Here is a 13,007-nt window from a genome sequence, read left to right as displayed (position 1 = left end):
CCGCCGGTCAGTCACGGCGGCGCGGGCCGGTCCACGGATCGGCGAGCGCGCGGGCCGTCTCCATCATCAGCGCGTGCACGAAGGCCTGCGGCAGGTTGCCCCGCATCTGCCGCTGCGTCGTGTCGTACTCCTCCGAATACAGTCCGGGCGGCCCGCACGCCGCCCGGTTGCGTTCGAACCACCGGCCGGCCTCGACCTCGCGGCCCTGCCGGTGCAGCGCCAGGCTCGTCATGAAGCCGCACAGGAGGAACGCGCCCTCCGCCTCGCCGAGCCGGCGCTGGTCGTGACGGAACCGGTACATGAAGTGGTCCTGGGCCAGCCCCTCGAGGATCCCGGCGAGGGTGGCCACGGTCCTCGGGTCGTCGGCCGGCAACGCGCCCCGGATGGCCGGGATGAGGAGCGCCGCGTCGACCCGGTCGTCGCCGGGGGCGCGCTGCCAGCGTCCGCTGGGATGGAGGCAGTCGGCGGAGACGTCCGCGAGGATCGAGTCGGCCAGGGAGGTCCACTCCGAACCCTGCCGGGCGGGGGCCGCACTCGCGACGGCGCGCAGTCCCGCCACGCAGCTGAGCCGGGAGTGCGCCCACCGCCGCTCGTCGAGTTCCCAGATGCCCGCGTCCGGCTCCATCCGGCACGCGCGGATGGCCGCGACGGCGGCCTCGACCGCCCGCCAGTGGACCGTGTCGAGCCGGTCGAGGCGGGCGGCGGCCGCGAAGAGCGAGAGCGCCTCGCCGAACGCGTCGAGCTGGAACTGCTCGTTCGCCCAGTTGCCGACCTTGTCGGCGCCGCCGGGGTAGCCCGCGAGATCGAGCGACCGCTCACCCGGCACGGGGCCACCGGTGATCGTGTACGCGGGCTTGAGCCGCGGGCCGTCCGCGAGGATCCGCTCCGACACGAAGCTCACGGCATCGTCGAGCAGCGGGTGGGCGCCGCACGCGGCCACGGCCTCACCCGCATAGCTCTGATCGCGGATCCACGCGTATCGGTAGTCGTAGTTGCGCCCCTGCCCCACACGTTCCGGCAGCGACATCGTGGCACCCGCGACCATCCCCCCGCCCGGCGAGGTCAGTCCCCGCAGGACCGCATAGGACTGGCGGACATCGCCGTCCGCGATCGTGCCCGAGATCGGCGGCACCGCCCGCTGCCAGGCCGTGCCGGTCGCGGCCCAGGCACGGTCCGGGTCGAGGGGGGCACCGCGAAGCGGCTCGTCGGAGAGTTCGAGCACGAGGTCGTGCGGAGCGCCGGGGGCCACCTCGAGGTGCGCGCGCAGGGCGCCGTCGTGATCGACCTCGGCCGACGGCGCGCCCAGGAAGCGCATGTACAGGGTGCCGCACCGCGCCGTCCACACGCCCTCGTCGCAGGACAGCCGCCGCATCCGGCGGCTGCCGAAATCGGCGCGCGGGTCGAGCACGACGTCCACGTCGGCCGGCTGGTCCAGCGCCACCACCCGGCGCAGGACGACGGCGGTGTGGGCGTCTCCCGGAAACGCCAACGCCTCCCTCGACTCGAGGATCCGGCTGGTCGTGACCCACCGGCTGCGCCAGATCAACGTGGCGTCCTCGTAGTACCCGCCCCAGACGAACCGATTCGTGCTCGGGGTGACCGCGAACTTGCCGCCGCCCCCGATCAGCGAGGAGAACACGGCACCGGAGTCCCAGCGCGGCATGCACATCCAGGCGATGTCGCCGCGCGGTCCGATGAGCGCGCCACGCTGCCCGTCGGCCAGGAGGGCGTATTCACGGAGCACGTGCGGCGGGAACTCCTCCGAGTCACGTCGCTGCTGCGCCTTGGTCGACATCTCGTCTCCTCTCAGATTCCGGCCGCGTTGGCGTAGAACTGCTGGTCTTCCCGCCAGCCGCCCATGCCCATCCCGATCTCGGACACGTCATCGACGAACTCGATGGCCCGGATCCACTTGACCATCTTGAAGCCGAGCTGGGTCTCCACCCGGAGTCGAATCGGGGCGCCGTGCTCCACCGGCAGCGGAGCGCCGTTCATCTCGAGCGCGAGGATGGTCTGCGGGTTCTCGGCGAGATGGATCGGGATGGTGCCGTAGAAGTAGCCGTACCGCCCCTCGCCCTCGGTCAGCCCCTTGTCGTCCATGGCGTAGAAGACGACGCGGGTGGCGCGCGGGTCGGGTTCGACCTGGGCGATGACGTCCGCGAGCGGCACCCCGGCCCATTCCGCGACGGCGGTCCACCCCTGGATGCAGTTGTGCTTGGTGATCTGACGCTGCGAGCCGAGTTCTCGCAGGTCGGCCAGCGCGTACGCGGCCGGATGCGCGACGAGTCCGCCGACCGTCAGCCGGAAGTCGCGGAAGCCGTCGGCGGCCATCCGCTCGTACTCCGCGCCGGCCGGCGGATAGCCGTTGACGCGAAAATACGGGGAGATCGCCGTGTGCGGGTAGTGCTGATTCGACGTGAACCTCCGGGAGATCGCCCGCTCGAACGGGTCGACCATGAGGCCGAGGAGCCGCTGCGTGCGCCGGCGATGCCGCAGGGAGTACCAGGTGACCACCACCTGGAGGACGATGATCGCCAGCAGCACGGCCGCACCGATACCGGTGGCGAGCCGGCGGTCGCCGCCCGGATCCCCGAGGACGATCGCCGCGAGCTCCTTGGGCAGTCCGTGGATCACCACCATGGTCACGTGCACCACGATGAAGGCGGCGAACGCGCACATGAGCAGGAAGTGGAGGCTCCGCGCCCCCTGCTTTCCGCCGAAGATCCGTCCGTAGCGGGGGAAGCGCGCGAGCACCGAGGGCGACATGGCCGCGCCGGTGGCGATCTGGAGCGGTGCCATGAGGAAGACGACGACGAAGTAGGCGAGCTTCTGGGCGGGTTCGAACGGCTCGCCGGGGATCGTGGCCGGCAACTCGAACTGCAGGTAGCTGCCGATCGCGTTGATGGAGTCGGGAACGATCGACCAGTGGACCGGCACGAGGTAGCGCCAGTAGCCGGTCGCGAACACGGCCACGATGTACACGAGCCCGGTGAGGATCCAGAACTGGATCGTCATGAAGTGCCAGTGCCGCCCGAGGCCCAGGTTCTTGCGCCCGGGCAGGGCGAGCACCGGTGACCACGACTCCTCCTCGTCCAGCGAGGTCCACGGCCGGCGCGAGTCCGCGCCGAACTGCTTCCTCGACAGCCGCAGCCATTGACGCCCCGGCGGGCAATCGTCGCGCCAGTGCAGTTTCGGGAAGGCGGACAGCACCTCGATCCCCGAGCGGAAGAGCAGCAGCATCCACATGACGTTCAGCGCATGCGTGACCACCACCCACCACGGAAAGAAGTCCGACATTCCTCCTCCACTCGGGCCCGGTGATCCACCGGCCACGAACCGGTCCTTTCAATGTGCGCCACGCCTGGCACGCCGACAAGGGCCGGAGCACACTGGATGCATGGTCGATCCCACCGCGCCCGCGATCGAGACGGAGCTGGCGCACCTGCGCGCGGCGCTCCTGTCCGGCCGCGGGCCCGGCGCCTCCCCCGCCGAGATCGCCGCCCACACCCGGGACCGGCCGTGGCTCCCGGGAGTCCCCACCGAGCGGGCTCTGGGCCGCGTAGCCTGCCGGGCCGCCCGCGCCCGCGCGGGTGCGCGCTCGGGCTCGGCCGGTACTCCCGGTCGCCTCCTCGACGGCGCCCTCACCGGGGTCGCGACGGTCGTCGCGGTGGTGTTCCTGCTGCGGTCGATGCGCCGGGGCCGCGGTGACGCTCGGCGGGGCGGGCACCGATGAGGATCGATCTGCGCGGCCGGGTGGCGGTGGTCACGGGGGCCGGGCGCGGGATCGGCCGCGACGTCGTCACGACCCTGGCGGGCGAGGGCGTACGCACGGTCGCCTGCGACGTCACGGCCGGCGACCTGCGATCCCTCGGCACGGACCTCGCCTCCTCCGGGACCGAGAACCTGCAGTTCGAATGCGACGTCCGGGACGAGGCGGCCGTGCGCGAGACGGTCCGCGCGGCGCACGGGCGGCTCGGCCGGATCGACATCCTCATCAACAACGCGGGGGTCGTGGACGACGCCACCATCGAGCACCTGAGTGAATCCACGTGGGACCTCGTTCAGGACGTGAACGTCAAGGGCACCTTCCTCATGTGCAAGGCCGTCATCCCCTACATGAAGGCGCAGCGCGCCGGCCGGATCATCAACGCCGCCTCGTTCGCGGCCATCTCTCCACGGGTCGCCGGCGTGGCGTACGCGAGCTCCAAGGCCGCCGTGGCCCATCTGACGCGCGGGCTGGCGGGCGAGCTCGGCCCGTGGGGGATCACCGTCAACGCCTACGCCCCGGGCATGATCCCCACCGAGATGAACCACTTCGCCGAGTTGCCCGAGGACCAGCAGCAGCGGCTGCTCGAGACCCTGACGCTGCGGCGGTGGGGCACGACCGGCGACATCGCGAACCTCATCTGCTTCCTGGCCTCGGATCGGGCGTCCTACATCACCGGCGCCCTGATCGACGTCAGCGGCGGGAAGCTCGCGACGCAGATCCCCGCCGAGGCATACGACCTCGCGGGCGACGCCTGAGGCCCGCGGACCGCGCGGGCGAGGGGACGACGCGAGGCTACCTGCCGTAGGAATGGCTGCGCACGGGTGTGATCACCAGTTCGTTGACGCAGACCTCGCGCGGCGAGGTGACGACGAAGGCGACCGCGCGGGCGACGTCCTCCGGCCTGAGCATCCTGGCCCGGGCGGCGGCGTCCGGAACGCTCGGGCGCTGGTCCACGAAGGCCGTGTCGATATCCCCCGGGCACACGACGCAGGCGCTGACGCCGTGGGCGGACTCCTGGTCGTTGAGCTGCTCGGTGAGCGAGGCGAGCGCGGTCTTGCTCGCGGAATACGCCACGCCGGCACCCCGCCCGAGGGTCCAGCCGGCCCAGGAGGACAGCACGACCACCCGGCCGTACCCGCGCTCGCGCATCCCGGGCAGGACGGCCGAGATCGTCGTCGCGACGGCGATGAGATCGGCCTCGACCACGTCGCGGAACCCGGCCGGGTCGAGCTCCGCCCAGGACCGCTCGGGCACGTTCCGGCCCGCACAGAAGATCACCTCGGCGATCGGTCCGAACTCGTCGGCTATCCGGGTGGCGGCCGCCCGGACGGCGTCGTCGTCCGTCGCGTCGAGAACGTGCGCCGCGGCGCTGCCGCCGGCGTCCCGAACCCCGCGGCAGGTCTCCTCGAGGCGCTCGTGTCGGCGCCCGCTGAGCACGAGCCGCCGGCCGGTGGCCGCCAGCGCCGTCGCACTCGCCCGCCCCACACCGGACCCGGCGCCGACGATCCACGTCACCGCCAACGCGTCGTCCATTCGGCTACTCCTGCTCGCACGGGCCCCGCCGTGTTCCTCGGGCCACGAGCGACGATACCGGCGCCGCCCGTTCGACAGAACCCTCGCGCCGCGATCGGATGCGGAAGACGGATGCACCGTACGTATTGATGCCGGACACGGGGCCTCCCTAGTCTGGACATCACCTGTGGTTCACATCACAACGCAGCGAAGCTCCAGGAGGTCACCATGAACCACCAAGCTATGAGAAGAGCCGCAGCGGTCTCGGTCGCGACACTCATGGGTGTCGGCGCACTGACCGCGTGCGGAGGGGGCGACGACGGAGGCGGCGGGGCCTCGGACACGGTCAAGGTCACGCTCGCGAACCATGTGTGGACCGAGGCGATCAAGAAGAAGATCCCGGACTTCGAGAAGGAGTCGGGGCTCACGGTCGAGGTCAGCCAGTTGAGCGAGGACCAGTTGGCCGACAGCTACAAGGTCAAGCTCAACGCCGGCTCGAGTGACTTCGACGTGATGATGTACCGGCCGCTCCAGGTGGGCAAGCTGTTCGGCAAGAGCAACTTCCTCGCCGATCTCGGTGACAAGGTGACCGAGGATCCCGACTGGAACTGGGACGACTTCCAGGACGGGCCGGTGAGCCTGACCACCTATAAGGACACGGTCGTGGGCGTGCCGCTCATCACCGAGAGCGAGGTGCTCTACTACCGCAAGGATCTGCTCGAGCAGGCCGGGATCGACGTTCCGACGACCATGAAGGAGCTTGAGGCCGCGGCCAAGCAGATCTCCGAGGAGAACGACGGCGTCGCCGGATTCGTCTCGCGCACCCAGGCGTCCGCGGCCGTGACCCAGTTCTCGGGGTTCCTCTACAGCTTCGGCGGCACCTGGACCGACGGCAACGACAACGCCACGATCAACACCGACGAGGCCAAGGCCGCCTACGCGTTCTACGGAAAGCTGCTGCGGGAGTACGGCCCCGACCAGTTGAGCACCGACATGAGCTGGCCCGAGGCGATGGCGATCTTCCAGCAGGGCAAGGCGGCGTTCGAGACGGACGCCTCGAGCCTGTACGACAACCTCGGCAACCCGGACAAGTCGAAGGTCGCCGACGATGTCGGCGTGGCGGCCTTCCCCGCCGGCCCCGCCGGTTCGAAGCCCTACAACGTGGCCGCCTGGGCGCTCGGGATCAACGCGAACTCCGAGAATCAGGACAACGCCTGGACGTTCATCAAGTGGGCCACGAGCCCCGACATGACCCTCGAGATGCAGAAGGAGGGCACGCCGAGCGCACGGACGTCGGTCTGGGACAACCCCGACAGCACCGCGGACCTGCCCGATGACCTGGTCGCCGCCATCGCCGCCAACGGCAAGAACGGTGTGGGCACGGACCGCCCGCTCGTGGTGAACGTGGCCGAGGCGCGGGAGATCGTGGGCACCCCGATCGTCGTCGCGATCACCGGTGGCGATTCCGACGCCGCCGCCGAGACCGCGAACTCCAAGTTCCAGGACCTCCTGGATTCGGAGAAGTAGCCCGGCCGTCCGTCGTCGATCCCGAGGAGAGGTGGACAATGGCCGTGGCCCCGCCCCCTGAGGTGTCAGGCAGGGAGAAGCTGTCGCAGTGGGCGAACAGCCACCGCAAGTGGCTGTTCGCCTCACCCGCCGTGCTGTTCATCGTCCTGCTCATCGTCATCCCGATCGGCTGGACGCTCTACCTCAGCTTCACGGACGCGGCCGGTTCCGTTCGGGCGCCGTTCGGCTTCGTCGGCTTCGACAACTACATCGACGCGCTCACCAACACCTCTCGCTTCTGGCCGGCCGTCTGGCGCACCGCCGTCTTCACCGTCGGCGCCCTGATCTTCGAGTTGGCCGCCGGGCTCGCGATCGCGCTGCTGCTGCGGCGTCCGTTCAAGGCGCAGGGGTGGGTCCGGGTCGTGGTCCTGCTCCCGTTCGTGGCCACACCCGTGGCCATCGCGATGATGTGGCGGTTGATCTTCAACCCGAACATCGGCTTCGCGAACCAGGTGCTCGGGTGGTTCGGCATCGCCCCGCAGCCCTGGTTCGCGGACCCGAGTTCGACCCTGCCCACGCTCATCTTCGTCGACGTCTGGGAATTCACGCCGATGATCGCCGTGATCCTGCTCGCCGGCCTGACCTCCCTGTCGGACGAGCCGGACGAGGCGGCCCGGATCGACGGCGCGGGCGCGTGGCAGCGGCTCTGGTACGTGACCCTGCCGCTGCTGCGGCCGATGATCCTCGTGGCGATCATGCTGCGCGCGATCGACGCGCTCAAGACCTTCGACCTGCTCTACGTGGTCAAGGGGCCGGGCGGCGGCTCCTTCCACGAGGCGGAGACGCTGAACATCTACGCGTACACGGAGAGCCTGCTGTTCAGCAACTTCGGCTATTCCTCCGCCGTGCTCATCCTGTTCTTCCTCATGATCGTCCTGGTGATGTGGCTGCTCACCCTGCGGCGCAGGGAGGTGACGTGATGACGACGGCCCGCGTGGCCGGGGCCGGACGCGGCCGGCACCCGCACTCCGTTCCCGTGCGCCGGCGGCCGCTGCGGCAGCGCTCCTACTCGGCGTTCCGCGGCCTCATGATCGCCCTGGTCATCGTGATCTTCCTCGCGCCGCTGCTGTGGATGCTCATGTCCTCCTTCAAGCGGAACGTCGACATCCAGGACACGTCGAAGTCCTTCGTGTTCTCCCCCACGCTCGCGAACTACACGGAGGTGTTCGGCCGGGACGACTACCTGGACTTCGTGGGAAACAGCCTGTGGATCGCGCTCTGGGCCACGGCGCTCTCGCTGCTCATCGGGGTTCCGGCGGCGTACGCGATGAGCCGGTTCAACATGCGCAGGTCCGCGCTCGTCGTGCTCCTGGCCCGGATCATCCCGGGCGTCAGCCTGCTCGTGCCCTGGTACTACATCTTCGCCAACCTCGGCTGGGTCGGGGGCTACAGCGTCATGATCCTGTCGCACATGTTCATCCTCATCCCCATCAGCGTCTACATCATGATGTCGTACTTCGACTCGATGCCGCCGGACCTCGAGGAGGCCTCGCTCATCGACGGCCTGACACGGATCGGCGCGTTCCTGCGGATCATGCTCCGGCTGTCGCTGCCCGGCATCGCCACGGCCGGGATCCTCTCGTTCATCTTCTCCTGGAACAACTTCATGTTCGCGCTCGTGCTGACCAGCTCGGAGACCAGGACACTGCCCGTGGCCGTGTTCGACTTCGTGTCCTACGCCAGCATCGACTGGGGGGCGATCATGGCCGCCTCGGTGATCATGACCGTGCCGATCATCGTCGTGGCCCTGTTCGCGCAGCGGTACATCGTCTCCGGCCTGACCGCCGGGGCGACGAAGGGATGAGTGCAGACATGACGACGACCGTCCACCCCTCCGGCGAACAGTTCGAGATCGGCCACGGCGACCAGCACGCGACCGTCGTCGAGGTCGGTGGCGGGATCCGGTCCTATACCCGGTCGGGCCGGGACGTGCTGCAGCCCTATCCGGTGGACGCCCTGTGCGACGGCGCCCACGGCACACCGCTCGTCCCGTGGCCGAATCGGCTGGCCGACGGCCGCTACAGCTTCGACGGCGCGGACTACCGGGTCGCGCTGACGGAACCGGCCAAGCGCAACGCGATCCACGGCTTCCTGCGGTGGCGGCCATGGCGGGCCCTCGTGCACGAGGCCGATCGGGTCGTCATGGCCGTGCGCCTGCTCCCGCTCACGGGCTATCCGTTCCTGCTCGACGTCGCCGTGGACTACCGCCTCTCCGCCGGCGGGCTCACCGTGACCACGACGGCGACCAACGCCGGCGATCGGTCCCTGCCCTACGGTTCCGGGCAGCACCCCTACCTCTCCCCCGGCCCGGAGGGCACGATCGACGAGGCCACCCTCCGCTTCGACGCCGCCACCCGGATCACGACCGACCCCGACCGGCAGCTCCCCACGGGCACCGAGGCGGTCGCCGGCACCCCCTTCGACTTCCGGGAGCCGCGGCGCCTCGGGGACACCGCGATCGACTTCGCCTTCACCGACCTGCCCCGCGACGACGACGGCCGGGCGTGGGTGCGACTGACCGGCGCGGACGGTCTCACCGCGGCCCTGTGGGTCGACCGCGCCTACCCCCTCGTCGAGCTGTACACGGCGGACACGCTCGCCCCGTCCCGTCGCCGCCGGGGCCTCGGCGTCGAACCGATGACGTGCCCGCCGAACGCGCTCGCGACCGGTCAGGGCATCATCCGGCTCGAGGCGGGCGAGACCACGACCTCGACCTGGGGGGCGCTGGTGTCCGCCCCGTCCGAGGAGGCCGAGTAGGCGCTCGGCGACTCCGGCGGGTGCCCGGTGCGCGGCGTCGTCAGATCGCCCCGAACGCGACCACGCAGTTCTGCCCGCCGAACCCGAACGCGTTCGTGAAGGCGTGCCGGACCGACTGCTCCCGCGCGCATCCGGGCACGTAGTCCAGGTCGCAGTCGGGGTCGGGGGTGGTGTAGTTGAGCGTCGGCGGGATGACTCCCTCGCTGATCGCGAGCGCGCACACGAGCCCGGCGACGGCCCCGGCGGCGCCGATGAGGTGGCCGACCATGGACTTGGGGGCGGAGACGGCCACGTCGTCGGCGGCGGCCCCGAGCGCCTGCCTGAGCGCGGCGGTCTCGGTGCGGTCGTTCGCCCTCGTCGACGTGCCGTGCGCGCAGACGAGGTCGACGTCGCCCGGGTCGAGCCGGGCGGCACGCAGGGCCCGGGTGATCGCCCGGGTGGCGTAGCGCCCGCTCGGCTCCGGCGCGACGATGTTGAAGGCGTCGCTCGTGAGCGCCCCGCCGAGGATCTCGGCGTAGCCGGTCGCGCCCCGGGCCCGCGCGCGGGAGAGGCGTTCGACGACCATGACCACCGCGCCCTCGCCGAACACGAAGCCGTCCCGGTCGGCGTCGAACGGGCGGCTCGCCTCGGCCGGCGAGTCGTTGCGGCGCGAGAGCGCCCGCATCGCACTCAGGCCCGCGAACATGACCGGGGTGATCGAGGCGTCGGCGCCGCCGGCGAGCACCACGTCGGCGTCCCCGGAGAGCACGAGCCGGCGCGCCTCCACCAGCGCGTGGGCGCCGCTCGCGCACGCGAGCGCGCTCGCGTTGACCGGCCCGTGCACGCCGAGGTCGATCGCGATCTCGCAGGCGGGCATGTTCGTGAGCGAGGAGGGCACGAACCGCGGGCTGATCCGCCGGGTGCCCCCGGAATGGAACGCCTCGGTCGCCTCCTGCACCTCGGCGAAGCCCGACACGGCGCTGTTGAGGATCACGGCCGCCTCGGTCTCGGACAGGTCGCCCGGCAGGCCGGCGTCCCGGACGGCCTCCCGGGCGGCGACGACGGCGAACTGCGAGGTCCGGGACGTCCGGTTCGCCTGCTTCGGCGCCAGGTATGCCCCGGCGTCGAATCCGTGCACCTCGGCCGCGATCCGGGTCGGCAGGTCGGACGGATCGAACAGGCTGATCCGATCGACGCCGGAGCGCCCCGCCAGCAGGCCCGCCCAGGTCTGGCGGGTCGTGGTGCCGAGCGGGGTCACGGAGCCGATGCCGGATATGACGACGCGATCATCCATGCTGCGCTGCCTCTCTCGTGCGGACGGTGCCCTGGTCGGGCGGGGCGGTCGCGGCGGCGGTGCCCGCCCGGAGCCCCTCCTCGAACGCCTCCACCGCGCGCAGGCCGGCGGTGCTCCGGGCGCCGCCGATGACCGTGACGGGGATTCCGGCGGCCGTGAGGCGGGGGGCGAGGGGCGCGTGCGGTTCCTGCCCGGCGGCGATCACGACGGTGTCGGCCGGCACGAGGCGGCGGGCGCCGTCGTGGCGGATGTGCACCCCGGTGGCGTCGATCGACTCGTAGGTCACCCCGGACAGGGTGACGACGCCGGCGGCCCGGATCGCCTGCACGGCGGCCCAGCGGGTGCTCACGCCCATCCCCGCGCCGATCGACCCGGACCTGCGCATGATCGTCACCTGCCGGGCCGGGCCGGTGGCGGGTGGCTCGGCGCCGGGAGCCAGGCCGTGGCGGGCGAGGAACAGCAGGCTCGCGGCCGCGGCCGAGGTGGGCGCGGGCTCCGCGAGGAGGTGGGCCAGGTCGACGCCGATGCCGCCGGCCCCGACGACCGCCACGCGCCGGCCGAGCGCGCCCGGATCGGCGAACGCGGCCCGGTAGTCGAGGAGGCGTGCGGATCCGTCGTGGTCGATCTCGACCCGGCGGGGACGCACGCCGGTGGCGAGGACGACGTGGTCGAACCCCGCGAGCATGTCCGCCCCGGCGGCTCCGCGGACCTCCTCCCCCAGCCGCACGCCGACCCCGAGCCGGGCGAGCTCGTTCTCGAAGTACCGCACGGTCTCGAGGAAGTCCGACTTGCCCGGCACGAGCCCGGCGAGGAGGAACTGTCCCCCGATCCGCCGGCCCGATTCGATGAGGGTGACGTCGGCACCGTTCGCGGCCGCGGCCCGGGCGGCCTCCATCCCGGCCGGGCCGCCGCCGACGACCGCCACGCGCCGCCGGCGCCCGGCCCGGGCCTGGGCCCGGTCCACCCGGTCGACCACGTCCACCGGTGACGCCGGATAGTCGAGTTCGCGACCGGCCCGGGGATTGACCAGGCACGAGACCGCGGCGGTCCCGAACGACCGGTCGATGCACGCCTCGTTGCAGCCGATGCACGTGTTCACCAGCTCTGGCCGGCCGGCGAAGGACCGGGCCACGATCGCCGGATCCGCGAGGAACGGGCGCGCCATGGACACGAGGTCGGCCGCTCCCGCGGCGAGGATCTCCTCGGCCTGCGCGAGGGTGTTGACCCGGCCCGCGGCGATGACGGGCACGGCGGCGCCGGCGCCCGCGAGCACGCCCCGGATGCCCGCGGCGACCCCGGCCCAGACCCCGTGCGGCACGAGGGACTGGACGCTCGGCACCGGCGACTCGTGCCATCCGATCCCGATGTCGAGGGCGTCGGCGCCGGCCCGGACGAGGTCGACGGCGAGCGCGCCGGTCTCCTCGGGCGTCGAGGAGCCCGGCATCAGGTCCGCACCCGACATCCGCACGAGCACCGGCCCGGTGCCCGCGGCCCCGCGGACCGCGCCGACCACCGCGACCGGGAACCGTCGACGCCGGGCCGCGTCCCCGCCCCAGGCGTCGTCGCGCCGGTTCGTCAGCGGTGAGGCGAACTGGTTGAGCAGGTACCCCTCGGAGGCCATGACCTCGACCGCGTCGAACCCGAGCTCGAACGCCCGGGCCGCGCCCGCCGCGAACGCCTCGATCGTGTCGGCGATGCCCTCCTCCGTCAGCGCCACCGGCTCGCACCGGGAGAACCGGGAGTAGACCGCCGAGGGCGCCACCGGCCGCAGGCCGAACGTCGACTCGTGGGCGTACCGGCCCGCGTGGAACAGCTGCAGCGCGATGAGCCCACCCGCCTCGTGCACCTCCCGGGTGACACGCGCCCACACGGGCGCGTGGGCGTCGTCATTGATCAGTGCGTAGCCGGGCCCGCCCGCGCCCACCCGGGAGACGGCGGCTCCGCCGGTGACGATGAGGCCGGCCCCGCCGCGGGCCCGGGTCGCGTAGAACTCGGCGAGGGCGCCCGGGTCGCCGGTCTCCCGGTTCAGGTGCATCGACCCCATGACGATCCGGTGCGGCAGGGTCAACGTGCCGATCGCGACCGGACGTCGCGCCGTGGGGTAGGCGGTCGATGGGGAGGTCATGACGG

General features: G+C 71.7%; 11 protein-coding genes. 6 read left to right on the top strand and 5 right to left on the bottom strand.

Annotation, left to right across the window (positions count from 1 at the left end; translation table 11 throughout):
- Positions 1–7 precede the first annotated feature (7 nt).
- A complete protein-coding gene (locus GCE65_RS04030; protein WP_153877464.1) occupies positions 8–1,795 on the bottom strand; it encodes a glycoside hydrolase family 15 protein in 1,788 nt (595 codons plus the stop codon).
- Between the two features lie 11 nt (positions 1,796–1,806).
- Complete coding sequence (locus tag GCE65_RS04025) at positions 1,807–3,297, bottom strand: molybdopterin-dependent oxidoreductase (protein ID WP_153877463.1); 1,491 nt, start codon at positions 3,295–3,297, stop codon at positions 1,807–1,809.
- 100 nt (positions 3,298–3,397) lie between these two features.
- On the opposite strand from GCE65_RS04025, the gene GCE65_RS04020 reads away from it, so the two are divergent.
- Both GCE65_RS04020 and GCE65_RS04015 read left to right on the top strand, forming a co-directional pair.
- The gene (locus GCE65_RS04020) at positions 3,398–3,733 is read left to right on the top strand and encodes a hypothetical protein (RefSeq protein WP_153877462.1); all 336 of its coding nucleotides are present in this window, start codon (positions 3,398–3,400) and stop codon (positions 3,731–3,733) included.
- On the top strand, positions 3,730–4,524 hold the full coding sequence (locus GCE65_RS04015; RefSeq protein WP_153877461.1) for an SDR family NAD(P)-dependent oxidoreductase: 795 nt from the start codon (positions 3,730–3,732) through the stop codon (positions 4,522–4,524). Before GCE65_RS04020 ends, GCE65_RS04015 begins: the two co-directional genes overlap by 4 nt.
- A 37-nt stretch (positions 4,525–4,561) precedes the next feature.
- On the opposite strand, the gene GCE65_RS04010 is transcribed toward GCE65_RS04015, so the two are convergent.
- Positions 4,562–5,302, bottom strand: a complete 741-nt coding sequence (locus GCE65_RS04010; protein WP_153877460.1) for an SDR family oxidoreductase — start codon at positions 5,300–5,302, stop codon at positions 4,562–4,564.
- Between the two features lie 207 nt (positions 5,303–5,509).
- On the opposite strand from GCE65_RS04010, the gene GCE65_RS04005 reads away from it, so the two are divergent.
- From GCE65_RS04005 to GCE65_RS03990, 4 genes are read left to right on the top strand one after another with little or no spacing between them, the layout of a single operon-like run.
- The gene (locus tag GCE65_RS04005) at positions 5,510–6,808 is read left to right on the top strand and encodes an ABC transporter substrate-binding protein (protein ID WP_152817536.1); all 1,299 of its coding nucleotides are present in this window, start codon (positions 5,510–5,512) and stop codon (positions 6,806–6,808) included.
- A 38-nt stretch (positions 6,809–6,846) separates the two neighbouring features.
- Positions 6,847–7,767 carry a carbohydrate ABC transporter permease gene (locus GCE65_RS04000; RefSeq protein ID WP_152817535.1) on the top strand — a complete coding sequence of 307 codons (921 nt, stop codon included), beginning with the start codon at positions 6,847–6,849 and terminating at the stop codon, positions 7,765–7,767.
- Positions 7,767–8,651, top strand: coding sequence for a carbohydrate ABC transporter permease (locus tag GCE65_RS03995; protein ID WP_152817534.1), 885 nt, complete (start codon positions 7,767–7,769; stop codon positions 8,649–8,651). Before GCE65_RS04000 ends, GCE65_RS03995 begins: the two co-directional genes overlap by 1 nt.
- An 8-nt stretch (positions 8,652–8,659) precedes the next feature.
- Positions 8,660–9,604: an aldose 1-epimerase family protein gene (locus GCE65_RS03990; protein WP_153877459.1), complete on the top strand. Its 945-nt coding sequence runs from the start codon at positions 8,660–8,662 to the stop codon at positions 9,602–9,604.
- Between the two features lie 40 nt (positions 9,605–9,644).
- Here the strand turns inward: GCE65_RS03990 and GCE65_RS03985 are convergent, their stop codons facing one another.
- Together GCE65_RS03985 and GCE65_RS03980 are read right to left on the bottom strand one after the other, a co-directional pair.
- On the bottom strand, positions 9,645–10,877 hold the full coding sequence (locus GCE65_RS03985; protein ID WP_153877458.1) for a beta-ketoacyl synthase: 1,233 nt from the start codon (positions 10,875–10,877) through the stop codon (positions 9,645–9,647).
- Entirely contained in the window at positions 10,870–13,002 is a 2,133-nt protein-coding gene (locus tag GCE65_RS03980) for an FAD-dependent oxidoreductase (RefSeq protein ID WP_153877457.1), read from the bottom strand. The genes GCE65_RS03985 and GCE65_RS03980 overlap by 8 nt, the downstream gene beginning before the upstream one ends.
- Positions 13,003–13,007 lie beyond the last annotated feature (5 nt).

The organism is Pseudactinotalea sp. HY158, assembly GCF_009660225.1.
Taxonomy (GTDB): Bacteria; Actinomycetota; Actinomycetes; order Actinomycetales; family Beutenbergiaceae; genus HY158.
Note: the sequence above shows the minus strand (reverse complement) of the source record. Positions and strands in the feature narration are given on the sequence as shown.